This window comes from Bauldia litoralis, from assembly GCF_900104485.1.
Taxonomy (GTDB): domain Bacteria; phylum Pseudomonadota; class Alphaproteobacteria; order Rhizobiales; family Kaistiaceae; genus Bauldia; species Bauldia litoralis.
In genome coordinates this window covers 199,756-223,468 of sequence record NZ_FMXQ01000005.1, presented here as the reverse complement: position 1 = coordinate 223,468, position 23,713 = coordinate 199,756, and the positions used below count along the sequence as shown (strand labels likewise).

At 66.9% G+C, this 23,713-nt stretch carries 23 protein-coding genes; 14 read left to right on the top strand and 9 right to left on the bottom strand.

What is annotated here, in order from left to right; genetic code table 11:
• Positions 1-4: 4 nt before the first annotated feature.
• From BLT60_RS13455 to BLT60_RS13425, 7 genes are all read right to left on the bottom strand, one after another.
• Complete coding sequence (locus BLT60_RS13455; RefSeq protein WP_090876976.1) at positions 5-319, bottom strand: L-rhamnose mutarotase; 315 nt, start codon at positions 317-319, stop codon at positions 5-7.
• The gene (locus BLT60_RS13450; protein WP_090876975.1) at positions 316-1,107 is read right to left on the bottom strand and encodes an acetoacetate decarboxylase family protein; all 792 of its coding nucleotides are present in this window, start codon (positions 1,105-1,107) and stop codon (positions 316-318) included. Before BLT60_RS13450 ends, BLT60_RS13455 begins: the two co-directional genes overlap by 4 nt.
• The gene (locus tag BLT60_RS13445; RefSeq protein WP_090876974.1) at positions 1,104-2,144 is read right to left on the bottom strand and encodes a Gfo/Idh/MocA family protein; all 1,041 of its coding nucleotides are present in this window, start codon (positions 2,142-2,144) and stop codon (positions 1,104-1,106) included. Before BLT60_RS13445 ends, BLT60_RS13450 begins: the two co-directional genes overlap by 4 nt.
• Positions 2,144-2,863: a FadR/GntR family transcriptional regulator gene (locus BLT60_RS13440; RefSeq protein WP_090876973.1), complete on the bottom strand. Its 720-nt coding sequence runs from the start codon at positions 2,861-2,863 to the stop codon at positions 2,144-2,146. Before BLT60_RS13440 ends, BLT60_RS13445 begins: the two co-directional genes overlap by 1 nt.
• A gap of 4 nt (positions 2,864-2,867) precedes the next feature.
• Complete coding sequence (locus tag BLT60_RS13435; RefSeq protein WP_090876972.1) at positions 2,868-3,869, bottom strand: ABC transporter permease; 1,002 nt, start codon at positions 3,867-3,869, stop codon at positions 2,868-2,870.
• Between the two features lie 13 nt (positions 3,870-3,882).
• On the bottom strand, positions 3,883-5,424 hold the full coding sequence (locus tag BLT60_RS13430) for a sugar ABC transporter ATP-binding protein (protein WP_090876971.1): 1,542 nt from the start codon (positions 5,422-5,424) through the stop codon (positions 3,883-3,885).
• A 220-nt stretch (positions 5,425-5,644) separates the two neighbouring features.
• Entirely contained in the window at positions 5,645-6,826 is a 1,182-nt protein-coding gene (locus BLT60_RS13425; protein ID WP_090876970.1) for a sugar ABC transporter substrate-binding protein, read from the bottom strand.
• A gap of 125 nt (positions 6,827-6,951) precedes the next feature.
• On the opposite strand from BLT60_RS13425, the gene BLT60_RS13420 reads away from it, so the two are divergent.
• Positions 6,952-7,599 carry an SGNH/GDSL hydrolase family protein gene (locus tag BLT60_RS13420; RefSeq protein ID WP_090876969.1) on the top strand — a complete coding sequence of 216 codons (648 nt, stop codon included), beginning with the start codon at positions 6,952-6,954 and terminating at the stop codon, positions 7,597-7,599.
• A 59-nt stretch (positions 7,600-7,658) separates the two neighbouring features.
• Here BLT60_RS13420 and BLT60_RS13415 read toward each other — a convergent pair whose 3' ends face one another.
• On the bottom strand, positions 7,659-8,549 hold the full coding sequence (locus BLT60_RS13415) for an NAD(P)H-binding protein (protein ID WP_090876968.1): 891 nt from the start codon (positions 8,547-8,549) through the stop codon (positions 7,659-7,661).
• Between the two features lie 133 nt (positions 8,550-8,682).
• Between BLT60_RS13415 and BLT60_RS13410 the strand changes: the two genes are divergently transcribed.
• The 13 genes from BLT60_RS13410 to BLT60_RS13350 all read left to right on the top strand — a co-directional run bounded on the left by BLT60_RS13410 (position 8,683) and on the right by BLT60_RS13350 (position 23,091).
• Entirely contained in the window at positions 8,683-9,417 is a 735-nt protein-coding gene (locus tag BLT60_RS13410) for a TetR family transcriptional regulator (RefSeq protein WP_090876967.1), read from the top strand.
• 138 nt (positions 9,418-9,555) lie between these two features.
• Positions 9,556-10,722, top strand: coding sequence for an ABC transporter substrate-binding protein (locus BLT60_RS13405; RefSeq protein WP_090876966.1), 1,167 nt, complete (start codon positions 9,556-9,558; stop codon positions 10,720-10,722).
• Positions 10,719-11,567 carry an IclR family transcriptional regulator gene (locus BLT60_RS13400; RefSeq protein WP_244521255.1) on the top strand — a complete coding sequence of 283 codons (849 nt, stop codon included), beginning with the start codon at positions 10,719-10,721 and terminating at the stop codon, positions 11,565-11,567. Before BLT60_RS13405 ends, BLT60_RS13400 begins: the two co-directional genes overlap by 4 nt.
• A 53-nt stretch (positions 11,568-11,620) precedes the next feature.
• A complete protein-coding gene (locus tag BLT60_RS13395; protein WP_090876965.1) occupies positions 11,621-12,652 on the top strand; it encodes a sugar ABC transporter substrate-binding protein in 1,032 nt (343 codons plus the stop codon).
• Between the two features lie 58 nt (positions 12,653-12,710).
• The gene (locus BLT60_RS13390) at positions 12,711-13,709 is read left to right on the top strand and encodes an ABC transporter permease (protein WP_244521254.1); all 999 of its coding nucleotides are present in this window, start codon (positions 12,711-12,713) and stop codon (positions 13,707-13,709) included.
• Complete coding sequence (locus BLT60_RS13385) at positions 13,699-15,216, top strand: sugar ABC transporter ATP-binding protein (protein ID WP_090876963.1); 1,518 nt, start codon at positions 13,699-13,701, stop codon at positions 15,214-15,216. The genes BLT60_RS13390 and BLT60_RS13385 overlap by 11 nt, the downstream gene beginning before the upstream one ends.
• Positions 15,200-16,198, top strand: a complete 999-nt coding sequence (locus tag BLT60_RS13380; RefSeq protein WP_175478427.1) for an ABC transporter permease — start codon at positions 15,200-15,202, stop codon at positions 16,196-16,198. Before BLT60_RS13385 ends, BLT60_RS13380 begins: the two co-directional genes overlap by 17 nt.
• An 11-nt stretch (positions 16,199-16,209) precedes the next feature.
• The gene (locus tag BLT60_RS13375) at positions 16,210-16,995 is read left to right on the top strand and encodes an SDR family NAD(P)-dependent oxidoreductase (RefSeq protein ID WP_090876962.1); all 786 of its coding nucleotides are present in this window, start codon (positions 16,210-16,212) and stop codon (positions 16,993-16,995) included.
• Positions 16,996-17,006: 11 nt separating this feature from the next.
• Positions 17,007-18,224: a CaiB/BaiF CoA transferase family protein gene (locus BLT60_RS13370; RefSeq protein WP_090877168.1), complete on the top strand. Its 1,218-nt coding sequence runs from the start codon at positions 17,007-17,009 to the stop codon at positions 18,222-18,224.
• A 1-nt stretch (position 18,225) separates the two neighbouring features.
• A complete protein-coding gene (locus tag BLT60_RS13365; protein ID WP_090876961.1) occupies positions 18,226-19,023 on the top strand; it encodes an enoyl-CoA hydratase/isomerase family protein in 798 nt (265 codons plus the stop codon).
• A gap of 297 nt (positions 19,024-19,320) precedes the next feature.
• Positions 19,321-20,334 carry an aldose epimerase family protein gene (locus tag BLT60_RS13360; RefSeq protein ID WP_090876960.1) on the top strand — a complete coding sequence of 338 codons (1,014 nt, stop codon included), beginning with the start codon at positions 19,321-19,323 and terminating at the stop codon, positions 20,332-20,334.
• Positions 20,335-20,470: 136 nt separating this feature from the next.
• Positions 20,471-22,270 (top strand): CoA-transferase, encoded by a 1,800-nt coding sequence (locus tag BLT60_RS13355; RefSeq protein ID WP_244521253.1) that lies wholly within the window; start codon positions 20,471-20,473, stop codon positions 22,268-22,270.
• Positions 22,267-23,091: an SMP-30/gluconolactonase/LRE family protein gene (locus tag BLT60_RS13350; protein WP_090876959.1), complete on the top strand. Its 825-nt coding sequence runs from the start codon at positions 22,267-22,269 to the stop codon at positions 23,089-23,091. Before BLT60_RS13355 ends, BLT60_RS13350 begins: the two co-directional genes overlap by 4 nt.
• Here the strand turns inward: BLT60_RS13350 and BLT60_RS13345 are convergent.
• Positions 23,063-23,644 carry a TetR/AcrR family transcriptional regulator gene (locus BLT60_RS13345; protein ID WP_090876958.1) on the bottom strand — a complete coding sequence of 194 codons (582 nt, stop codon included), beginning with the start codon at positions 23,642-23,644 and terminating at the stop codon, positions 23,063-23,065. The two genes, BLT60_RS13350 and BLT60_RS13345, sit on opposite strands and share 29 nt — an antisense overlap.
• Between the last annotated feature and the right edge of the window lie 69 nt (positions 23,645-23,713).

Sequence of the window (23,713 nt, the reverse complement as noted above, 5' to 3'; positions counted from 1 at the left end):
CCGGTCAGTCCATGTGCCATTGCAGCGGCAGCAGAAAGGGGAAGCCGGTCCGCTCGTCGACCTCGATCTTCATCACCGGCGCCATCGACTGGCCCCAGCGCGCGTTGACCGGATCGTCCTTGAGATAGGCGATCGTCGCCTCCAGGTCGTCGGTCTCGAAATAGCCGAACAGCGTCAGCCCGTGCCGGAAGATCGAGTAGTTGCGGATGCCGGACCTGGTCAGCGTCTCCAGCATCTCCGGCCAGATCTCGTCGTGGCGTTTCTTGTATTCCTCCTCGTAGCCCGGCCGGACTTCGAGCACCCAGGCATATTGGGTCATGGCGTGTCTCCGAGATAATCGTGGATGATCCGCCCCGGCACCAGCGTGAAGTCGGCCCGCCAGTGAAAGCTGTCGAGCATGTCGACCACCGGCAGCCGGTGGACCGGCGCCTGGGCGTTGGGCCGGAGCTCGACCGTCGAGGCGCCGCTCCAGCATTCGTGCACCACCACCTCGCCGAGCCGCCGCGCCGTCAACTGGCGGATTGCCGGCCGCCCGTCGATGTGATCGACCGCCTTGAGGTTGATGTTCTCGGCGAAGTCGAAGTGCCGCGTCAGGCTCTCCAGCGTGTCGCGCCGCTGCTTGTAGGCCATCGTCCCGGTGACGATGTCGATGCCGTTCCGCTCGACCGTGCCGACCACCAGGTCGCCGCGATGCTCGATCCTCGGATGGCCGAGCTTCTTCGGCTGGCCGTGGACCTCGCGGCCATGCGACACGCCGACCTCGGAAGACAGGAAGAGATAGGGCGAGTAGGACCCGGCGATGTCGGTCCCGGCCATCCGGCAGCCGACCGAGACGTTGGATTCGCCATAGGGCCCGATCCACTCGGTGTCGTTCATCCGGTAGATATGCGCCACCACCACGTCGCTGGTCGGCTCGAGCGGCGGCGGCAGCAGCCGCGCGACGGCCGCCTCGCTCGTTCGCCACACCAGCGACAGCACCTCGACGTCGCGGAAGGTGAAGGGGAAGGGCGGGATCGTCGGCGCGTCCCAGGGCGTCGAGAATCCGGGTTTGACGATGTCCTCGACGGTCAGCCGGTCGAGGCCGCCATTGCGCAGGTCCTTGCTCACACCGCCTCCATCCGTCCGCTCGCCGCCGAGCGGTACATCGCGTCCAGCACCTCGATGGCCCGTTGGCCGACCAGCCCCGGCGCGCCATTGTCGGTCGGCCGGTCGAGGCAGAGGTCAACCAGCACGTTGAGCGGCTCGACGCAGGAATAGGCGCCGTCGCCGGGAGCCAGGTCGATGACCTCGTCCTTGCCGTCGCGGCGGCGCAGCTCCAGCCGCTCGCGCTCGATGTCGAGGACCAGCATCCCCTCCGAGCCGAAGATCCGGAGGTCGATCTGCACGGGCCGCCCCTTCGGCAGGGTCGACGCACCCGAGACCGAGGCGGTCGCGCCGTTGGCGAAGCGGACCACCGCCGCGTCGTAATAGTCGACATCGGTCGGCGATTGCCCCGTCACCGCGAAGACCTCCGTCGGCTCCATGTCGACGACGCGAAACAGCAGGCCGAGCGCGTGGACGAGTTGCCCCCAGCCGAAGCCGCCGGCCCGTTTCGGATCGGCCCAGGTCGAGGGCGGCGGGCGGAACATCGCGCCTTCGGTTTCCAGCATCGGCTGCCCGGCGAACAGGTCGTCGAGGGCGTTGGCCATCTGCAGCACGACATGCTCGACCCGGCCCACCCCGGCCACCAGCCGCGCCGCCTCGGCCGCCATCGGCTTGAAGTTCCAGCCATAGGGCACGACGATCTCGCGCTTCGCCGCCTTCGCCGCGTCGACCAGCGCCCGCGCATCGGCGGTACTGGTGGTCAGCGGCTTCTCGACGAGGATGTGGCACCCTTTGGCGAGGGCGGCGCTGGCGTGCTCGAAATGCAGGATGTGCGGCGAGGAGATGACGACACCGTCCATCTCGACCGTCTCCAGCATCTCGCGATAATCCTCGAAGCCTTGCGCGATGCCGAACTGGCTCTGCACAGCCGCCAGTTCGTCGGCGCCAAGCCGGTTGACCGCGACGACGTCGCAGTCCGGATTCTGCTGCAACACGGGGATATGGTTGACCACCGCCCACCAGCCCGCGCCGATGACGCCGATCCGTGCCTTGTCACTCATCAGGGTGCTCCCATCGCCTCAAGCGTCGAGCGGTGGACGTTCTCCATGTGCCGGATCATCGCCTTCTCCGCTGCGTCCGGGTCGCGGCTGAAGAAGGCCGCGACGATCTGCTGGTGATCGGCCAGCGACTGTCGCAGCACCCCCGGCGTCTCCGAAGCGGCGCGACGATACTCCATGCCGAGCACATAAAGCGAATGCGAGACGCGGACCAGGAACGGATTGCCGGTGGCATCCATGATCGTCTGGTGGAATTCGAGGTCCGAGACCCGGAAGCCGAGCGGATCGTTCATCAGGTCGGTCTGCAGCGTGACGATCGCCTCCAGCCGGGCGATGTCGGCGCCGGTCAGCCGCTCGGTCGCCATCCGGGCGATGCCGCCTTCCACCAGGATGCGCGACTCGTAGAGCGCGTGGACGTTGTCGGAATTCAGCGTGATCAGGAATTGCAGCGGCGCCAGCAGGTCGTCGGCCTCGAGCGAGGTGATGAACGCCCCGCCGCCCTGCCGCGACTTGACCACGCCGAGGATCTGCAGGCCGCGCATCGCCTCGCGCAGGCTCGGCCGGCTGACCTGGAGCATCTGCGCCAGGTCGCGCTCGGGCGGCAACTGGTCGCCGGGCTTGAGGTTCCCCGTCCGCACCAGGTCGAGGATCTTCTTCGCCACCTGGTCGGCAACCGAGTGGCGCTCGACCGGGGATATGGCGGAGATCGGGGTGTCGGACACCTGGTTATTCCCCCAGCGCGCGCGTCCGGATCTGGTCGAGGCTCACCGCGAGCATCAACACGACGCCCTTGGTCACGTCCTGCCAGAAGCTCGACACGTCGTTCAGCGTAAGACCGTTGTTCAGGGTCCCGAGGATCAGGACCGCCAGCAGCGTACCCCAGACGCTGCCGCGTCCGCCATAGAGGCTGGTGCCGCCGAGAATGATCGCGGCGATGACCGTCAGGAGGTGGGGCGCCGCCGCCGCCGGCGCCGCCGCGCCGAGCATGGCCGCCAGCACGAGGCCGGCCACCGCGCCGGAAATACCGGAGAGGATGTAGAGCGCCATCTGCACCCGCTCGACCGGCAGCCCGATCAGCCGGCTGGCCTCCGGGTTGCCGCCGACCGCGTAGACGAAGCGGCCGAAGCGCGTCCGCCTGAGCACGATCGACAGGGCGATGAAGACCACCAGCATCAGGATCGGCGGGAAGGGGATGTCGAAGATCCGCCCCTGGCCGATCCAGTTGAAGCCTTGCACCATCAGCGGTTTGGTCAGTCCCCCGGTGAGGATCAGTGCCGCGCCCGAGACGATGCTCATCATGCCGAGCGTGACGATCAGCGGGTTGAGGCGAAGCCGCGTGGTGAACAGCCCGTTGACCGCGCCGACCAGCGCCCCGAGGCCGATCGCCACCACCGCCGCCAGCCAGATATTCATGCCGTAGTCGCCGTGCAGCACGGCGATGACCACGCCGACCAGGCCGGCGATCGCCGCCACCGAGAGGTCGAGCCCGCCGGCGATGATCAGCGGCGTCCCGGCCGCCGCCATCAGCCCGATGAAGGCGATGTTGGAGCCGATCGCCATCATGTTGCGCACCGTCATGAAGAACGGCGACAGCAGCGAGAAGACCAGCAGCAGCAGGATGTAGAAGGCGAAGAGCATCACCACGCCGGACGACGGCCGGCCGAGGAAGGTGAGGAACGGCCCGCGCGTCGAACCGGCAGCGGCGGGGGTGGAGTTGGCGGTGGACATCTGGCGGCTTCCGTTATGCGGCGTTGAAGGCGGGGTCGTTGGCCGTCGCGGCCATCAGCGTGGCGGGGGGCGTCCCCTTGTCGAAGCGGCCGACGACCTGGCCGCGATCGAGCACGATCGACCGGTCGCCGATCCCGGCGACTTCCTCGACGTCGGAGGAGACCACCAGCACCGCGAGTCCGCGGTCGGCCAGCGCCCGCAATTCAAGGTAGATTTCCCGGCGGGCGCCGACGTCGACGCCGCGGGTCGGTTCCTCGAGGATCAGCAGCTTGACGCTGTCGACCAGCCAGCGCGAGACGCAGACCTTCTGCTGGTTGCCGCCGGACAGCGTCCGCATCACCTGCTCCGGCCCGCGGGTGCGAATGCCGAGCAGGTCGATCCAGCGCTTCGCCTGTTCGGTCTCGGCCGATTGCGAGACGAAGAGGCCGTGGACGTAGCGGTGCTGGAATGGCACCACCATGTTCTCGCGCACGGTGAGATCGCCGATGATGCCTTCGTGTTTGCGGTCGGCGGCGACAAAACCGATGCCGCGCGCCTTGCCCTTGCCTGCTGACTCAGGGCGATAGGCGCTGCCAGTGACATGGATGGTTCCGCTAGTCGCCGGGCCGAGCGCGCCATAGATGGCGCGGCCCAGCGTCTCGATGCCCGAGCCGATCAGCCCGAAGACCCCGACGATCTCGCCGCCACGCACGGAGAAATCCACGCCGTCGAGCTTGCCCGGCACCGTCAGCCCGCTGACGGTCAGCACCTCGTCGCCAGTCTCGCCGCTGCCCTTGATGTCGTAGAGGTCGCCGGCGACCCGGCCGAGCATCGCCGCCAGCACTTCGCCGCGCGAGGCCGAGGCGGTGTCGAAGGTGCCGGCATTCTGCCCGTCGCGCAGCACCGCGATCCGGTCCGAGATCTCGAACACCTCGTTGAGGTAATGCGAGATGTAGATGACCGCGACCTGCTGCTCCTTGAGCCGGCGGATGATGCGGAAGATCATCTCCGCCTCCTGCTCGGTCAGCGCCGCGGTCGGCTCGTCCATCACCAGCACGCGCGCCTGTCCGGCAAGCGCCCGGGCAATCTCGACGATCCGCTGCTCCGCCACCGACAGCCGCTTGACCAGCGCGTCGGGATCGATCGAGGAGAAGCCGAGCTGGTCGAGAAGGGCGCGCGACTGTTCGCGCATCGTCCGGTCGTCGACCATGGCGAAGCCCGGTCCGCGCCGCACCGGCAGGTCGGCCAGCGAAATATTCTCGGCGACCGTCATGTCGCCCATCACCGAAATTTCCTGCGGCAGCAGGCGAACGCCCGCCGTCACCGCGGCGCGCGGGTTGGGGAAGACGCTGGTCTCGCCGTCGACCTGAACCGTCCCCGCGTCGCGCGTGTAGACCCCGGTCAGGATTTTCACCAGCGTCGACTTGCCGGCCCCGTTCGAGCCAAGCAGCGCCAGCACCTCGCCGGGCGCCACGGTCAGTTCGACATCGCTGAGCACGGCCACGCCGCCAAACGACTTGCCGATCCCGCGCATCTCGAGGCGGGGAGGGGGCACTGTCTTTGCTTTGTCCGCCATCGATCAGCCTGTCATTGCCGGAAGAAAACTGCGCGAGTTCAACTTCAACCGCTCATCCCCGCGCAAGCGGGGATCCAGAAGGTGCAGTGCGCGGCCAGAGGGAGTCGGGGAGAAAAACCTGGGTCCCCGCTTGCGCGGGGATGAGCGCAATGGTGCTCACCCGCAACCCTTCCTCCGCCGAACGGGAGAGCCGGGTTGGGCCCGGCCCTCCGACGCTTGCTTACTCGCTCGGGATCAGGTCGAGCGCGTCGGCCATGTCCGGCGACTTGCGGATTTCGGCGAGATGCGCCTCGAAGGCGTCCTGCGGGAAGTCGATCTCGAGGCCCGCGCCGTCGACACACTCGAAGTCCGGGTAGTATTCGCAGACATTGCCCTTGTCGACCATGACATGGGTCATCAGCACCGTCGGCGGCAGGTCGTTGCCGGCGAGCTCCGACAGCGCCATCGGCACCAGGAAGTTGCCGTAGCGCTCGGGGAAGTAGCCGACCGAGGCGATGAAGGTCGGTTCGGCCATCATCGTCGCCAGTTCGTCGGCGCCCATGCCGACCGCGATCAGGTCGTCCTCGCGACCGGCCTGCTTCACGGCGCGGATCGTGCCGGTTGTTGCCTGGTCGTTGATCGCCGTGGTCATGATCGGCACGCCTTCCGGAATCCGGCCGAGCACGTTGTTGGTCTGGGCGAAGCTCTCTTCCAGGGTGTTCTTGGTGTCGATGGTGATGACGTGGTCCTCGGGGAAGCCCTCGACCGCGGCAAGGAAGCCGGCCAGCTGGCCGCCGGTCCGCATCGCCGGAACCGCGCCCGACTGCGGCAGGTCGCCGAGGATGAAGTAGCCTTCCTTGACCTTGTCGGCGCCGAACTTGGCGATCGCCGCCTGGCCGAGATAGACGCCGCCCATGTAGCCCGATTTCGGGTTGTTGGCGCCGAAGAAGGTCGAGCCCGGCATCGGGATGTCGATGGCGGTGACCTTGATGCCGGCGGCTTCCATCTTCTGCATGATCGTCGCGCCGAAGTTGGCGTCGGTCTGGAACTCGATCACGTAGTCGACGTCGCGGTTGATGAAGCTCTCGGCATTGGTCAGCGCGGTGGCGCCGTCGAGATTGTTGTCGGCGACGACCACCTCGATCCCGGCGGCCTCGGCATTGGCCAGGATGCCCTTCTCGACCTTCGAGCAGAAGGAGATGCCGCGGTCGAGATTGGCGAAGGCAAGGACGTATTTGTCGCCATTCTTCGGCGGCGAGGCCTTCATCGCGTCGACCACCATCGCGCTCAGCGCGTCGGAGGCCAGCATGTCGCCCGAAAAGCCGGTCGGTGTGAAGCCGTGGAAATCCTGCGCCGGAGCGACGGACGTCATCAGCGCCAGGGCGGCGCCGGACAGAATCATGCGGACAGCATGCATGCGCATTGTATCTTCCTCCCAGAAAGGCTGACCTTGTTTGTAATTGGTCAGACCAGTTAAGTTCTCTTCATTGATAGTCCGCATTGGAAATTTTGCCAAGCGGGATAACGCTCAAAACCAGGGGGGAGGCGATGCCGACAATCGTTTGTTATGGAGATTCAAACACTTGGGGTGCCGTGCCGATGGAGGGCCGCATCCTGCCGCAGCGCTTTCCGGCAGGGCAGCGCTGGCCCGGCGTCCTGCGCGACAAGCTCGGGGCCGGCTATACGGTGATCGAGGAAGGCATGAACGGCCGCACCACCTGCCTCGACGATCCGATCGAGGGCCCTCACAAGAACGGCCTGAAATTTCTCCCCGTGGTTCTCGAAACCCACGCGCCGCTCGATCTCCTGATCGTCAAGCTCGGCACCAACGACCTGAAGTACCGCCTGTCGATGACCGCCGACGACATCGCCGATGGCGCCGGCCTTCTCATCGACGCGGCGAAAAATTCAGCCTGCCCGCCCTTCGGCAAGCCCCCGGCGGTGCTGCTGATCAGCCCGGCGCCGCTGGCCCGGTTGACCTGGCTCGCCGGCATGTTCGAGGGCGCGACGGAGAAATCGCAGCGCCTCGCCATCGAGATGGCGCGGGTCGCCAAAGACCGCGATGTCGCCTTCCTCGACGCCGGCACCATCGTCGAGTCGAGCCCGGTCGATGGCATCCATCTCGATGCCGAAGGTCAGCGCAAGCTCGGCCTCGCCGTCGCGGACATGGTGACGGCGATTCTTCCCGCCGCCTGACCGCTGTCTCCTCGCCTGCCGGTGGGAGGCCGGGTTCGCCCCCGCGCGCCCGGCCGATTTCAGTCCCGGCTGGCTGCGATGTGGTCAGCGATGACGTCGCGCATGGAAATCGGCGGTCGGTTCAACAGGCGTTCCAGCATCGGATCGACCGCCGCGAATTCGCCCCTTCGGCTGGCGACGTAAAGTCCCAGCGCGATGCTCGCGACGGTGTTCGCCACGCCGCGCGCGGCCAGTTTCGCCGAGAAGTCCTCGTCGCTGGGAACCTGTCGGCGGATGGGACGGCTGCAGAGCGCCGACGCGATGCCGGCGAGGTCGGCGAGGTCGAGCGCTTCCGACCCGGTGAGCGGTGGCGTTGGCCCGTCGAACCGCTCCCCGTTTCCAAGGAAAATCTTCGCTACGATTGCGGCGTCCGCTTCGGCCAGATCCGCATGCGCCGTCCAGGCGATCTTGCCGTCAGCCGGCGCCTCGATCACACCCGTCTTCAGCGCGTCGCCCATCAGCATGATGCCACTCGCCGCGTAGAAGCCATGGCGAAGCGATGTCCACGCCACTCCACACTGCCGCAGCATGTCTTCGGTCGCGGCGTGGTCGAGTGCTGGAGGGAATACGGAGGAGGGGCTGGCGGCCATCTGGCTCGTATAGATGATCCGCTCCGCCCCTGCCGCCCGCGCCGCCTCGATGGCCGCGCGATGTTGCGCGAGGGGATCGCCCCCCGTTGACCGCGCGTTGGAAGAAACGATCAGAACCAGCCTGGCGCCCTCGAAAGCGCGCCTCAGGCTTTCCGGATCGTCGAAATCGCCGTGACGAACCTCGACGCTGAGTGCCGACAGATCGGCGGCCTTCTCCGGATCGCGGACGCTGGCAACGACCTGGTTCGCGGGAACGCGGCCAACGAGGTTCTCCACGATCGCATGTCCGAGATGACCCGAGGCTCCGGTAACGATGATCATGACAGTCTCCTGTAAGGCCGCAGCCGACGTCGGCGCTGATGTTATCAATGATATCAAAAAATCAATATCATAGAAAATACTCGATAACAAATTTTCGCTATCGATGAAAACACCAGCCCGTTATGGTGAGCAAATGAGCGATCTTGGCGTCGATACCGGCCTTGAAGCCGGCGTTTCCCGGGATGAGGTGCGTGGCCGCATTATCGCTGCCGCGGCCGAACTTCTCGCAGAGGGCGGCCGCGATGCCGCCACGACCCGAGCGGTGGCCGCGGCCGCCGCGGTCCAGGCGCCAACGATCTATCGGCTGTTCGGCGACATGCGCGGGCTCCTCGACGCGGTCGCGGAGCAGGTTCTGGCCGCGTACATCGCGGAGAAATCGGCGCGTGAACCGCACCCTGATCCTGTGCAGGACCTTCGCGATGGCTGGGACATGCACGTCGCTTTCGGTCTGGCCCATCCGGCCCTGTTTGAGATCATCAGCAGTGCACCGCACGCGCGCCGGCGCTCGCCCGCGGCCGATGCGGGAATTGACGTGCTCAAACGGCGGGTCAGGAACATCGCGCGCGCGGGTCGTCTTCGGGTCAGTGAGGCGCGGGCGGTCGGTCTGCTGCAGGCGGCGGGCACCGGAACCGTACTGACCCTTCTCGCCGAGCCGGATGACCGACGCGATCCCGGACTGTCGGCGACGGCCCGGGAGGCGGTCCTGGCTCACATAACCGCCGAAGTGCCTGTGATCGAGAAAGCCGGTCCCGCTGCTGCTGCGATTGCGCTACGCGCGGTGCTGCAGGAGGCGACGGTGCTGACCGCCAACGAGCGACTGCTGCTGGAAGAATGGCTCGATCGCCTTGCTGATACGATCCCGACTTGATGGGTCTCTGCTGCGGCCCCGGCGGTGATACGCGCATATCTCCGGCACCAAAAAAAACGACTTGTATATGTGAAAAAACCGACATAGCCTTTCCTCAGGCCGGCACGAAGATCGGTCGCAAGGGTCGGGGAACGTCGAATGAGCGTCACGCTCAAGGGACTGGCATGGGATCATCGGCGCTGCTGGGGGCCGCTCGACGCGAGCATCCCGGACTGGCAGGCCGCGCATCCGGATCACCAAATCCACTGGGATCGCCGCAGCCTCTATGAGTTCGGCGAGGGCCGCCTCGACGAAGCGGTCAGGACCCACGATCTCGTCGTCTTCGATCATCCCTTCGTCGGGGAGATCGCGCGTGACGGGCTGCTCGTTCCGCTCGACGATTACCTCGATCGCGAAACGAAGCGCGCCTTCGAAGCCGACTCGGTCGGCAAGTCGTGGCAGTCCTATCAGTCGGGCGGGCACCAGTGGGCGCTGCCCATCGACGCCGCCGCCCAGGTCGCCGCCTATCGTCCTGACCTGTTCGAGGCTTTCGCCGACGCCCCGCCGCGCACCCATGAGGAGGTCGTCACCCTCGGCCGCAAGGTCGTCGCGAGCGGCAAGCATCTCGGCCTGCCGCTGGTGCCGACCGACGCCATGTGCCTGATCATCACCGGCGCCGAGTCGAGCGGTCATGTCATCGGCGCTTCGCCGGAGGTCTTTCTCGGCCACGATGCCGTCGCCGAGATTGTCGATCGCCTCCGCGAACTCGCCGCTCTGTCCCATCCGTCCTCCTGGTCGTGGAACCCGATCCGCTGCTTCGATCACATGATCGCCCATGATGACGTCGTCTATGTGCCCTTCGCCTTCGGCTACGTGAACTACGCGTCGCGCGCCGAGGCCCCGCATCTGCGTTTCGCCGACATCCCGGCGACGCCGCCGAAGGGATCGCTGCTCGGCGGCGCCGGTATCGGCGTCAGCGCCTTCTCGCAGAACCGCGACGCGGCCGTCGCCTACGCGCTTCATCTTTGCGGCGCCGATTACCAGCGCGGCGACTATGTCACGGCCGGCGGTCAGCCGGGTTCGCTTGCGGCCTGGACCGATGCGGCGGTCAACGAGGCGACGCGCAATTTCTTCGCCGATACGCTCGCCACCCTTCAGGGTTCGTATCTGCGCGGCACCCACCCCGGCTTCATCACCTTTTTCCGCGCCTGCGCCCAGCAGGCCCAGGCGGCGATCAAGGGCGAGCTTTCGGCGAGCGATCTGGCCGACTGGCTGAACGCCCGCCACGCCGAGACCGCTGGCGCTCTTGCGGAGAGCCCGGCGTGAACGACGATCCGCGCATCCTCAGCATGGACGGAGAATCGTCGGCCGAGCCGCGCGAGTCCGCCTCGCGCCCGGCCTACAAGGCGCCGGCCGCCGAGAAGGCGCTCGACATCCTGGAGTTCATGGCCGGCAATCCGGATGGCGTCACCCAGACCGAGATTTCCCTCGGCCTCGGCCGCTCGATCCACGAGATCTACCGGATCATCCAGCTTCTGGAGAAGCGCGGCTATCTCGTCCGCGCCCCGCGCTCGGACCGTTATCGGCTGTCGCTCAAGCTGTTTGAGCTCGCCCACAAGCACCCGCCGGTCAACCGCCTCGTCGATGCCGCGCTGCCGGCGATGCGCGCCCTGGCGCAGGACTCCGACCAGAGCTGTCACCTCGTCGTCCTCAACGGCCTGCAGGTGCTGATTGTCGTCCAGGTCGAGTCGCCGCTGCCGATGCGCTATTCGGTGGCGCTCGGCTCGCAATTCCCGATCCTCGAGACCTCCTCCGGCGCGGTGCTGCTCGCCAGCCGCCCGCAGCCCGACCGCGATCAGCTTGTCGCCCGGCTGCTGGCCGAGGATCCGCAGGCCGGGGGCGACGATCTCGCCGAGCGCCTTGCCGACATCGAGGCGCAGGGCTACGAGATGCGCCCCTCGCTCGCCGTCGAAGGCTGCACCAATATCTCGCTGCCGATCCGGGATCACACCGGGACCACCGCGGCGGCGCTCACCGTTCCCTATCTGCCGCAGACCCATGCGCGCTTCGACCGTCAGACGGTCTTGAGGCATGCGCAGGCGACGGCACTCGAAATCTCGCGCGCCCTCGGCGCTCCCGACGACGCCGGCAAACCCGCCGGCAGATCGTGAGAGCCCCCTCAACCCCAATCCCCCGCTGGCGCGAGACAACTGGGAGGAAGTCAATGCAGAAATCGATCCTCGGACTGCTGGCAGCCGGCACGGCGCTCGTCGCCGTCATGGCCGCGCCGGCAATCGCTCAAGATACCCCGAAGCGTATCGGCTACGTGGTGAACTACGCGACCCATGAGTGGTATCAGAATGTCATCAAGGGCATGAAGGACCACGGTGCGGAACTCGGCATCACCGTCGAGGTCAAGGACGCCAATCTCGACGTTGCCAAGCAGGTCTCCGCCGCCGAGGATTTCATCGCCCAGGGCGTTGACGTTCTCATCCTGACGCCGGTCAACGAGGAAGGCGTCGTGCCGCTCCTGCGTCGTGCCAAGGCCGCCGGCATGCCGGTCGTGCTGGAAGGCAACCCGGTCAAGGGCATGACCACCATGGTCGCCATCTGCGACTATGACACCGGCTACGACGCCGGCGTCGAGGCGGGCAAATACGCCAAGGAAAATCTCGACGGCGTCGCCAAGGTGATGAATGTCGGCCTGCCGCTCCTGTCGGCGACCGTGCTGCGTTCGGAAGGCTTCATGGACGGTATCCGCACCGAGATCCCGGATGCCACCCTCGTCCATGACCTCGACGGCGGCGGCAACCCCGACCGTTCGCTCGAGGTGTCGACCGCGGCGCTCGCCCAGAATGATGACATCAACATCATCTACGGCATCAACGACTCGTCGTCGCTGGGTGGCCTCCAGGCCTGGAAGGCCGCCGGCAAGTCGCAGGACGACCTGCTCGTCGTCGGCACCGGTGGCGAGGGTCTCGCCTTCATCAACGCGATGGAGAACGAGCCGTCCTACCGCATCGAGGCCGCGATGTTCCCGGAGAAGAACGGCTACACCGCCATCGAAGCCGCCATCAAGGTCTTCAACGGCGAGGAAGTCCCGGAGCATATCGTCAGCCCGACCGCGCCGATGGTTGGCGACGAATGGTCGACCTACTACGACTATGACGGCTCGACGCGCTCCATCAAGTGGGATGCGGTCAACGCGCTGGTCCCGCCGGAGAAGTGCACCAAGACCGCTGCCGACCTCAAGTAAGGCAGCCACTGACGCGAAACCGTCCGGGGCCGTTCGCGGCCCCGGGCAGGACCCGAAGATGGCATTGACCAAAATGGTGACCGAAGTCTCAAGCCCCCCGACGTCGGGAAGCCTCGTCGGCGCGCTGGCCAGCAACGGTCAGATCGTCCTCGTCGCCGCGCTCGTCATCATCTGCGTCGGCATCTCGCTGGTCGTCCCGCAATTCTATTCGGGCGCCAATATCATCGCCATCCTGCGCCAGGTCGCGCTGGTGCTGATCGTCGCCTGCGGCATGACGATGCTGCTGATCACCGCCGAGGTCGATCTCTCCGTCGGCGCATCGCTGGCTTTCGTCGGCGTCGTCGCGATGGACGTCATCAATCTCACCGACAGCGTCTTTCTCGGCGCGGTCGCCGGCATCGCCTTCGGCGCCTTTGTCGGCCTCGTCAACGGCGTCGTCGTCACCCGGCTCAAGGTCAATTCGCTGATCGCCACCATCGGCACGATGATGATCCTCCAGGGCGGCGTGTTCCTCTACACCCGCGAGGCGATCCAGAACCACCATCACATCGCGTCCTTCGTCGATATCGGCGCCGGCTATGTCGGCCCGGTGCCGATCCCGGTCATCATCGCGGCGATCATCTTCGTTGCCTCCTATGTCGTGCTCCGCCACACGACGCTCGGCCGCTACCTCTATGCCGTCGGCGCCAACGAGAAGACCGCGCGCCTCTCCGGCCTGCGCTCGACCCGGCTCAAGCTCTTCGCCTTCGTCCTCACCGGCGCGCTGGTCGGCGTCGCCGGCCTGATCCTCGGCTCGCTGATGAATGCCGGCCAGCCGACCGCCGGCCGTGGCTTCGAGCTGACCGTCATCGCCGCTGTCATCCTCGGCGGCACCAGCCTGTCCGGCGGCCGCGGCACCCTGATCGGCACGCTGCTCGGCGTCTTCATTCTCAAGATCATCGACAACGGCATCATCATCCTGCAGTGGAACCAGGACCTGCAGATGATCGTCCCCGGCGTCGTCCTGATCCTTGCCATCTATCTCGACATCCTGCGGAGGCGCGCCGATGCCCGCTGAAGCCGCCATGGCCGGCACCGTCGCCGCCGTGCCGCCGCTGGCGATGACCGGCATCGGCAAGCATTTCCCCGGCGTCATCGCCCTCGACAATGTCGACCTGACGCTGGAGGCCGGCAAGGTTCACGCCCTGATGGGCGAGAATGGCGCCGGCAAGTCGACGCTGATCAAGATCCTCGCCGGGGTCTACGGCAAGGATGCCGGCACCATCCGCATCGCCGGCCGCGAGACGACGCTGTCCGGCCCCGCCGATGCGTTGCGCCAGGGCATCAAGGTGGTCTTCCAGGAGATCGCGCTGATCTCCGAATTCACAGTCGCCGAGAACATCTTCCTCGAGGAGTATCCGACCGGCCGCACCGGCTCGATCGACTGGCGCAAGATCAGCCGCGACGCGAAGGCGCTGTTCGAACGCATCGGCTTCGACGTCGACACCTCGGCCCGCACCGGCACCCTGCCGATCAGCCAGCAGCAGATGGTCGAGATTGCCCGGGCGCTGGCCCAGGAGGCGCGCATCGTCGTCATGGACGAGCCGACCTCGTCGCTGACGCCGAACGAGGTGGCGCTGCTCTTCACCGTCATCCGCCGGCTGACCTCGCTCGGCATCGCCGTCATCTATGTCAGCCACAAGCTCGACGAGGTGTTCGAGATCGCCGACACGGTCACCGTGCTGCGCGACGGCCGCCATATCTCGACAAAGCCGATCGCCGATCACACCAATGAGACGCTGATCCAGGACATGATCGGCCGCCAGATCGACGACCTGTTTCCGCGCAGCCGCGGTCAGGCATCCGACAAGGTGGCGCTCTCGGTCAAGGGTGTCGGGACCGAGAAGCTCGAGGACATTTCCTTCGAGGTCTATTCCGGCGAGGTACTCGGCTTCTTCGGCCTGATGGGCGCCGGCCGCACCGAACTCGCCAAGGCAATTGTCGGCTTCGATCCGATCGACAGCGGCACCATCGCGGTCGGTGGCAAGCCGCTTCGCCCGCATGACACCCGCACCGCCGTTTCGCTCGGCATCGGCCTTCTCACCGAGGACCGCAAGGGCGAGGGCCTGATGCTCGAACTGCCGGTGGTCTACAATCTCAGCCTCGCCGCGCTGGGCAGTTTCGCCCGTGGCGGCTTCATCGACGAGCGGCGCGAGCGCGAGGCGGCGCAATCCTATGTCGATCGCTTCCGCATCCGCACGCCGGGCCTCTACCAGGAGATCAAGAACCTCTCCGGCGGCAACCAGCAGAAGGTGCTGCTCGCCCGCTGGCTGCTGAAGGGGCTGAGCGTCATCGTCGTCGACGAGCCGACGCGCGGCATCGATGTCGGCGCCAAGTCCGAGATCTTCGCGCTGATCGACCAGCTCGCCGCCGATGGCCACGCGATCATCATGATGACGTCCGAGATGCCCGAGCTGCTCGGCCTCAGCGACCGCATCATGGTCATGGGCGAGGGCCGCATCACCGGTTCCTTCAGCCGTGACGAGGCGACCCAGGAGAAGATCCTCAATGCCGCCATCGTCTAGCCTCGCCGCCCGGTCGGGCGGTCATGTCACCGATACCTTCGCCATGCTCGGCCGGCGTCAGGAGATCGCGCTGGTCCTGTCGATCTTCGCGTTGATCGCCTTCTTCTCCTTCACGTCGGAATATTTCTTCACCGTTCGCAACCTGACCAACGTCCTCGGCCAGGGCTCGCTGGTGATGATCGCCGGAATCGGCGTCGCCATCGTCTTCATATCGGGCGAGGTGGATATCTCGGTCGGCTCGCTGCAGGCTGCGGTCGCCATTCCCCTGATCGAGGTGATGAACGCCACCGGCTCGCTGTGGCTGGGCCTTGCCGCCGCGCTGCTGCTCGGCCTGATCGTCGGCGGCATCAACGGCTACCTGTCGGCCTATGTCGGCATCAATTCGCTGATCGTCACGCTCGGCATGCTCTTCATCCTTCGCGGCGGCGTCTACCTCTACACCGGCAAGACCGCGATCCCGGATGACATCTACCTCGAGAGCTTCTTCATCATCGGCAACGAGCGCTTCCTCGGCGTGGTGCCATGGCCGGCGATCATCGCGCTCGTCCTGCTGCTGATCTTCATGTACGTGATGAGCTATCGCCCCTTCGGCCGAAAGGTCTATGCCGTCGGCGGCAATGCCGAGGTTGCCCGGCTCGCCGGATTCCCGGTCAAGCGCGTCAAGTTCATCTGCTTCGTCATTTCCGGCGTCATGGCGACGATCTCGGGCATCCTGCTCGCCTCGCGCCTCGGTTCGGCCGTGCACCTTGCCGGTATCGGCTTCGAGTTCCAGGTTGTCGCCGCCGTCGTCCTTGGCGGCGTCAGCCTGTCGGGCGGCATTGGCTCGCTGCTCGGCATGGCCCTCGGTGTCCTCATTCTGGCCTTCATGTCGAACGGCCTCGGCATGCTCGACCTGCCGACGGAGTGGCAACTCGTTATCACCGGCATCATCATCATCATCGCGGTCGCTTTCGACGAAATGAAGCGTCGTCGCGCAGGCTAGGAGGCGAAACAATGGATCGCTTGAAGGACAAGATCGCGGTCATCACCGGCGCGGCGGACGGCATCGGCCACGCCATCGCCGAAGGCATGGCCCGTGAGGGCGCTCATGTCTTCATCGGTGACATCTCCGACAAGAAGGGCGAGACCTTCGCCGCCTCGCTCCGCGACGAGGGGTTGAGGGCCGACTATGTCCATTGCGATGTCGCCGAGGACAAGGACATCCAGACCCTGATCGGCACCGCCATCGAAAAGGGCGGCCGGCTCGACATTCTGGTCAACAACGCCGCCGTCGCCATCGGCGGTTTCCCGGTTCACGAGATGACCGACGAGCAGTGGCACAAGCTGATCGCGATCAACCTCACCAGCGTCTTCCGTGGCTGCAAGCATGCCCTGCCGCAGATGATCGAGCAGGGCGGCGGCGTCATCATCAACATGGCCTCGGCCCAGGGCCACATCGGCCTCGACGGCTGGACCGCCTATGCCGGCGCCAAGGGCGCGGTGATGTCGATGACCCGCCAGATGGCGGTCGAGTTCGGGCCGCAGAATGTTCGCGTCAACTCGATCTCGCCCGGCACCATCAACACCCCGATGAACGAGAAGGTCATCGCCGATCTCGGCGAGCATGTCATGCGCGCCTGGATCAAGATGCACCCGGTCGGCCGCATCGGGAAGCCGAGCGAGATCGCCGAGGCCGCCATCTATCTCGCCAGCGACGCCGCCGGCTTCACCACGGGCATCGATTTGCGCGTCGACGGCGGTCTCACCGCCGCGCCGCGTTTCGTGCCGGACCTCGTGTGACGGAGAATATCGTGACCAGCGAGCCACCCGTCCAGCGCGCTCTCGAAGGCGTCACCGTCCTCGATTTCAGCCACCTGCTGCAGGGGCCTTTCGCCACCCAGTTGCTCGGCGACATGGGCGCCAACATCATCAAGATCGAGCGCGCCGGCTCCGGCGACATGTTCCGGTCGATGACCTTCTTCGCCAAATGGGTCGGCGGTTCGGAAAGCCCGAACTTCCTCGCCTGGAACCGCAACAAGCGGTCGATCGCGCTGAACCTCAAGAGCAAGAAGGTCCATGACCTGATCATGGAGATGGCGAAGACCGCCGATGTCGTCGTCCAGAATTTCCGTCCCGGCGTCTTCGATCGTCTCGGCTACGGCTACGAGGACTTCAAGGCCGTCAATCCGCGCATCATCTACTGCTCCGGCTCCGGCTATGGCGAGGAGGGCCCCTATGTCGATCGCCCCGGCCAGGACATGCTGATCCAGGGGCTGGCCGGCCTGATCGACAACACCGGCCGCGGCGACCAGGCCCCGGTGCCGGCTGGCGCCGGCCTTGCCGACCAGATCGGCGCGATGAACATGGTCTACGGCATCCTTGGCGCGCTCTACTGGCGCGAGAAGACCGGCAAGGGCCAGAAGATCGAGGTCAATCTGCTGGCGGGGATGCTTGCGCATCTGGCGCAGGAATATGTCGCTGTCCTCAATCTCGGTCAGGACCTGAAGCGCCCCAATTCCGGCATCGGCCATCCCGGCATGCAGGCGCCCTTCGGCATCTACGAGACGAAGGACGGTTACGTCTCGATCGCCATGAGCCCGTTCAAGACGCTCTACGAGGTGCTGGAGGCGCCGGAACTCGCCGTCTATGACGACCTCGCCACCCTCTACGACAAGCGCGACGAGGTCTGGGAGAAGGTCAACGCCGAGACCCGCAAATACGGCTCGGCCGAACTGCTGGAGCGCATGCTCGCCGTCGACATCTGGTGCGCCCAGGTCAACGACATCCGCACCGCTGCCGAGGACCCGCAGGTCAGGCACATGAACATGCTCACCACTTACGAGCACCCCAGGGGCGGCACCGTTCGCGTCGTCGCCCCGGCGATCAGGATGAGCGAGACCCAGCCGGTGATCGAGCGCCCGGCGCCGCTGATCGGCGAGCATGGCCGCGAGATCCTCGCCGAGTTCGGGATGGCGCCCGATGATATCGATTCCCTTGTCGCCGATGGCGACATGACGATCGAGACCTGAGATGGCCGCCCCCGCCGCGCCCGAAAGCCTGTCGGTCGACCGCCACGGCGCGGTCGCGGTGGTCACCTTCCGCCGCCCCGACCAGCTCAACGCGATCAGCACGCCGATGATGGCGGAGATCACCGAGGCGTTTCTCGACCTCGGCCGCGACCCGGAGGTCAACGTCATCGTCCTGACCGGCGAGGGCAGGGGCTTCATGGCCGGCGCCGACATCAAGGAATATGCCGGCCAGGCGGATAGCGCCTTCGACGACTTCCAGACCCGCGGCCGTGCCATGTATGCGGCGATCGAGGACAATCCCAAGCCGGTGATCGCCGCGGTCAACGGCTATGCCCTCGGCGGCGGCTTCGAGATGGTGCTGTGCTGCGACATCGTCATCGCCTCGTCGAAGGCCAAGATGGGCCTGCCCGAGGTCAAGCTCGGCCTCGTCCCCGGCGGCGGCGGCACCCAGCGCGGCGTCGCAAAGCTCGGCGCCAACCGCGCTGCCTACCTGCTCCTCACCGGCGCCATGCTGCCCGCGGCGACCTTCGTCGATTACGGCCTGGTCGCCGAGGTGACCGAGCCCGACGACCTGATGCCCCGCGCCCTGGCGCTTGCCGGCGAACTCGCCACCGCCTCGCCCGATGCGATCCGCGAACTGAAGACGCTGGTCCACTTCGCCACCCGCAACGAGCTCCCCGCCGGCCTCGACCGCGAAGGCGAAGCCGTCCGCAGCCTGTTCCGCACCGATTTCGCCAAGGCCCGCGTCCGCGAATTCGCCGAGAAAAGCGCCGCCCGCGAGCGCGAAAAACGAGGCTGACCCCGGTGCCGGGCCGTCGGCAGCGTGGTTCAGTGCCCACTGAACGAATAACCGCGACATCACTGGTATTTCCCTCTCCCATTGGGAGAGGGCTTGCGGCCTTGGCGTCGCAGGAAGCGCAGCGACCGAGACGCCTAGGCCGCAAGGGTGAGGGGCTGAAGCGTGGACGCAATAACCTCGTCGCTCTCGCCCCTCACCCTTTGCGCCCAACCTCGCTCCGCTCGCCAAGCCGCAAAGCCCTCTCCCAATGGGAGAGGGGAGAACTGTCGCGTCCGACTCAAAAGGGAGCCCCCACCCATGACTGACACCCCGTATCGTGGTCTCGGCTGGGCGCATGGCGCGCTGACTGTCCAGCGCCTTGGCGCCATGCTCGCCCCCGTCACCTTCCTCCTCGCCGATGGCCGCCAGGTCAGCCCGATGCAAGTCGCCCCATGGGCCGGCGAGGCGGGCACCGAAGACCTGCCCGGCATCCTGCGGAAGCTGCGCGGCGAGTGGCCGTGCGTCCCCTTCGGCTACTCCGTCCCGCCCGATGGCTTTGCGCCGGATTGGGCCGCCGCCATCCGGCCCGCCGATCCGGGCGAGGAAGCCCACGGCCATTCCTCCAACACCGACTGGCAGTGGCAGTCGGCCGGCGACGGCGCGCTGAAGCTCGCCCTCGATTATCCCGAATCGAGCCCGATCGCCCGGGTCGAGCGCACCGTCACGCCCGACCCGGACGCCCCGGCGATCGACTGCGAATTTCGCGTCGAAGTCCGCGAGGACTGTCGCCTGCCGATCGGCCTGCACCCGGTGTTCCGGCTGCCGCTCGCCGTCGGCGGCGCCCGGCTCGAGCCCGGCCGCTTCGATCACGGCCTGACCTATCCATCCACCGTCGAGCCGGCAGCGCCGCTCTTCGCCATCGACGCCCGCTTCGACGATCTCGAGAAGGTCCCCGGCCGTTTCGGCACTGTCGTCGACGCCAGCCGCCTGCCGCTCTCCACCGAGGCCGAGGAACTTTTGCAGCTCAACGGCATCGACGGCACGGCGGCGCTCGCCAACGAGGCGGAGGGCTACCGCGTCCGCCTGACCTGGCAGAAGGAGCATTTCCCCAGCCTCCTCCTCTGGTACAGCAACGCCGGCCGCAAGATGGCGCCGTGGAACGGGCGCCACATCGCCATCGGCATCGAGCCGATCTGCTCGCCCTTCGGCCTCGGCCCGCCGACCGCCCAGGCGGACAATCCCATCAGCCTGTCCGGCACCCCGACGGCGCTCGCCTTCAAGGCCGGCGAGCCCTTCGTCACCCGCTACCGCATCGCCGCGGAACCGCTCTGATGCCGCTGCGAACCCACACCAACAACCGCGCCGCCCCTTTCCCTCTCCCCTCGCGGGAGAGGGCTTTGCCTCTTGTCGAGCCGAAGGCGAGCAGGGAAGCCAACCGCGCGCCCGTCAACGAAGGGGACCCGAACCCGTGACGGATGCCCCGCTCCGCGAAAGCCTGGTCAAGCCCAACCGTCCGCAGGTCACCAATCTCGACGGCCTCGCCGCGATGGTCGCGGAAGGCGAGACCTTCGGCGTCGGCGGCCACCATTTCGCCCGCCTGCCGATCGCCCTCCTCAACGCCATCGCCGCGCGGGGTACAAAGAACCTCGCCTATGTCTCCTGGGCTGGCGGCTTGCCGCTGGAGATCCTTCTGGAGGCGCAGGCGATCGCCAGCATCGATATCTGCTTCTCCAGCCTCGACATCTTCGGACTGCCGCCGCGCTTCCGCGCCGCTGCCGAGGCCGGCACCGTTCCGGTCAACGACTGGACGGCGCTGGCGATGATCCAGGCGTTGCGCGCCACCGAGCAGAACCTGCCGCTGATGCCGTTCCAGCGGCCCGCCGGCTCCGACATGATGGAACGCATTCCCGGCGCCGGCACGATCACTGACGCGCCCAGCGGCGAGACGGTCGGCGTCATCCCGCCGCTCCGCCTCGATACCGTGATCCTCCACGCGCCGCGCGCCGACGAGACCGGCAACGTCGCCATCGTCGGCGCCCGCGCCCTCGACTGGCCGATGGTCGCCGCCGCCCGCAAGGTGCTGGTCACCGTCGAGGAGATCGTCCCGGCCGGCGAGCTGGCCCGCGGCGATCGCCACGCCGTCCTCACCCGCAACCGCATCACGGCAATCGCAAAAGTCGAAGGCGGCGCCTGGCCGACCTCCTGCCTGCCGGATTACGTCACCGACTACGCCGCGCTCCACGCCGCATTCGCGTCGGACGCCCCGCTTTCCCGGTCGCTCGCGCTGCCCGCCTCTCGCTTTCCCGCCGACAGGCGCGCCGCGGCCCGCATCCCCGCCGCCACCGCATCGGGTGTCCGCTTCCCCGTCGCGATCAATCGTGGCGCCGCCGCCGCGTCCCCCGACGAGGCGATGGCGGTGCGCATCGCCGCCGAGCTCGACAACGACTCCTTCGCCAGCGCCGGCGCCGTGTCGCCGCTCGCCAATGTCGCCTACCGCCTCGCCAAGGCGACCCATGCGCCGGACATGATCGTCGCCACCATGTCCTGCGGCCATCTCGACATCGCGCCGAGCCCGATGACGCTCAGCCTGATCGAGCCCTTCGACGCCGAGACGGCGGCCGCCCATGCCGGCGGCGACGACACCTATTCGGCCTATTACCAGGGCGGCGCCGTCACCCACGAGATCATCGCCGCCGCCCAGGTCGATCGCCATGCCCGGGTCAACAACATCGCGCTGCGCCGCAAGGACGGCGGCAGCATCCGTCTGCCGGGGCAGGGCGGCATGGCCGATGTCGCCAACATGCACCGCGACTACGTCATCTACGTCACCGGGCACCGCAAGCTTTCCCTCGTCGATACGGTCGATATCGCGAGTTGCGGCCGCGCCTATGTCACCGATGCGGAGCGCGCGGCGCAGGGCTACCGCCCCGGCGCCGTCAAGCTGATCACCAACCTCTGCGTCTTCGCCCTCGACAGCGAGTCGCGCGAACTGGTGGTTGTCGAGACCTTCGCCGGGGTCACCCGGGAGCGCATCGTCGAGGCGACCGGCTTCCCGGTCGTCTTCGCGCCCGACTGCGAGGAGATCCCGCCGGTGTCGACCGAGACGCTGGAAATCCTGCGCGAGCGCATCGATCCGCTCGGCCTCCGCCGGCTCGAATTCGTCGGCTCGCGCAATCGCGGCGGGCTGCTCGACGAGATCGTCGCCCTCGATCGCGACCTCGTCGCCTTTCTCGCCGCCCGCACCACGCCAAAAGGAAGCGCCGCATGAAACCGCTGCTCGATATCTCCGCCGCCCGAGTCTTCTTCGACGGCATCTTTTCCGATCCCCGCGTCGCCCATCCCGAAGGCGTCGCCGTCCATGCCGACGGTTCAATCTGGTGCGGCAACGAGGTCGGCGAATTGCTGCGCATCGATGCCGACGGCACCAGGGTCGAGCGCATGGGATCGAGCGATGGATTCCTGCTCGGCATCGCCTTCGACAGCGCCGGCAATTGCTTCGCCTGCGATCTCAAGCACGCGGCGATCTTCCGCCACGACGCGGCGACCGGCGCCTTCGACAAGTTCGCTGCCTCCGGCATCAAGGTGCCGAACTATCCGGTGATCGACGAGGCGCGCGGCTGCCTCTACGTCTCCGACAGCAGCGGCGATCCGGGCGTCGGCATCTACCGCTACGACCTTGCCACCGGCGAGGGCGGCGTCTGGTGCGAGGGGCCGACCCGCTTCGCCAACGGCATGGCGATGGCGCCGGATGGCAGTGGCCTCTATGTCATCGAAAGCTTCGCCCCGGCGGTGAGCCTCGTGCCGATCGAATCCGATGGCTCTGCCGGCGCGCTCCGCCGCGTTATCTCCGATGTCCATAACGTGCCGGACGGGCTCGCCTTCGGCCCGGACGGCACGCTCTACATTTCCTGCTACGAGCCGAGCCGCATCTATCGCTGGCGCGACGGCGGTCCGCTGGAACTCCTGATCGAGGACCCGCACGCCACGACCATCGCCCATCCCACCAACGTCGCCCTGAAGGGCGCAAAGATGTACACGGCCAATCTCGGCCGCTGGCACATCACCGAGATCGACCTGTCGTCGCTATGAGCAGTCTGGCCGCATGGCCGGCCTCGATGATGTAGTCCGGATCCCGGTGGATGAGCGAGCCGGCGAAGGCGCCATCCATCAGGATCACCAGCCGCCGCGCGGCCACTTCCGGCGCTGTGAGGCCGGCCTCCGAGCACTCGCCCGCCAGCCAGGCCTCGAAGCGTTTCTTGTGGGCGACGCCGGCCTTGATCGCCGGATGTCCCGGCTGGTTTGCCAGTTCCCCCGCGGTCCGCAGGAACCCGCAGCCGCGCCAACTCGGCCGCCTTGCCGCCCTGGCGACGCCGTCGAAGATCGCAAAGACCTTGTCGCCCAGCCCGCCATCGGCTTCGTCGAACCACCGCCGGAATGCGTCCAGGTTCGGCTGGTCCCGGGCCTGCAGATACGCGGTGACCAGGTCGTCCTTGCTGCGGAAATGGTAGTACAGGGTTTTCTTCGTCACCCCGGCCTTCTCGGCGACGGCGTCGACGCTCACCGCGCGAATGCCGTCGGTATAGAAGAGCCGGCTTGCCGCCTTGATGATGCGGGCCTTCGTTGCGGTGCCGTCGCGAGCCATGGATGTATACTGTCCAGTGAGTGTATTTCGTGAAAGATCGGGTCTAGCGTCCCTTCAAGTCAAGGCGAA

Coding starts and splice junctions, on each gene's coding strand:
- BLT60_RS13455 (WP_090876976.1), bottom strand. CDS start 319: ATGACCCAATATGCCTGGGTGCTCGAAGTCCGGCCGGGCTACGAGGAG.
- BLT60_RS13445 (WP_090876974.1), bottom strand. CDS start 2,144: ATGAGTGACAAGGCACGGATCGGCGTCATCGGCGCGGGCTGGTGGGCG.
- BLT60_RS13435 (WP_090876972.1), bottom strand. CDS start 3,869: ATGTCCACCGCCAACTCCACCCCCGCCGCTGCCGGTTCGACGCGCGGG.
- BLT60_RS13430 (WP_090876971.1), bottom strand. CDS start 5,424: ATGGCGGACAAAGCAAAGACAGTGCCCCCTCCCCGCCTCGAGATGCGC.
- BLT60_RS13425 (WP_090876970.1), bottom strand. CDS start 6,826: ATGCGCATGCATGCTGTCCGCATGATTCTGTCCGGCGCCGCCCTGGCG.
- BLT60_RS13420 (WP_090876969.1), top strand. CDS start 6,952: ATGCCGACAATCGTTTGTTATGGAGATTCAAACACTTGGGGTGCCGTG.
- BLT60_RS13415 (WP_090876968.1), bottom strand. CDS start 8,549: ATGATCATCGTTACCGGAGCCTCGGGTCATCTCGGACATGCGATCGTG.
- BLT60_RS13410 (WP_090876967.1), top strand. CDS start 8,683: ATGAGCGATCTTGGCGTCGATACCGGCCTTGAAGCCGGCGTTTCCCGG.
- BLT60_RS13405 (WP_090876966.1), top strand. CDS start 9,556: ATGAGCGTCACGCTCAAGGGACTGGCATGGGATCATCGGCGCTGCTGG.
- BLT60_RS13395 (WP_090876965.1), top strand. CDS start 11,621: ATGCAGAAATCGATCCTCGGACTGCTGGCAGCCGGCACGGCGCTCGTC.
- BLT60_RS13390 (WP_244521254.1), top strand. CDS start 12,711: ATGGCATTGACCAAAATGGTGACCGAAGTCTCAAGCCCCCCGACGTCG.
- BLT60_RS13385 (WP_090876963.1), top strand. CDS start 13,699: ATGCCCGCTGAAGCCGCCATGGCCGGCACCGTCGCCGCCGTGCCGCCG.
- BLT60_RS13380 (WP_175478427.1), top strand. CDS start 15,200: ATGCCGCCATCGTCTAGCCTCGCCGCCCGGTCGGGCGGTCATGTCACC.
- BLT60_RS13375 (WP_090876962.1), top strand. CDS start 16,210: ATGGATCGCTTGAAGGACAAGATCGCGGTCATCACCGGCGCGGCGGAC.
- BLT60_RS13365 (WP_090876961.1), top strand. CDS start 18,226: ATGGCCGCCCCCGCCGCGCCCGAAAGCCTGTCGGTCGACCGCCACGGC.
- BLT60_RS13360 (WP_090876960.1), top strand. CDS start 19,321: ATGACTGACACCCCGTATCGTGGTCTCGGCTGGGCGCATGGCGCGCTG.
- BLT60_RS13350 (WP_090876959.1), top strand. CDS start 22,267: ATGAAACCGCTGCTCGATATCTCCGCCGCCCGAGTCTTCTTCGACGGC.
- BLT60_RS13345 (WP_090876958.1), bottom strand. CDS start 23,644: ATGGCTCGCGACGGCACCGCAACGAAGGCCCGCATCATCAAGGCGGCA.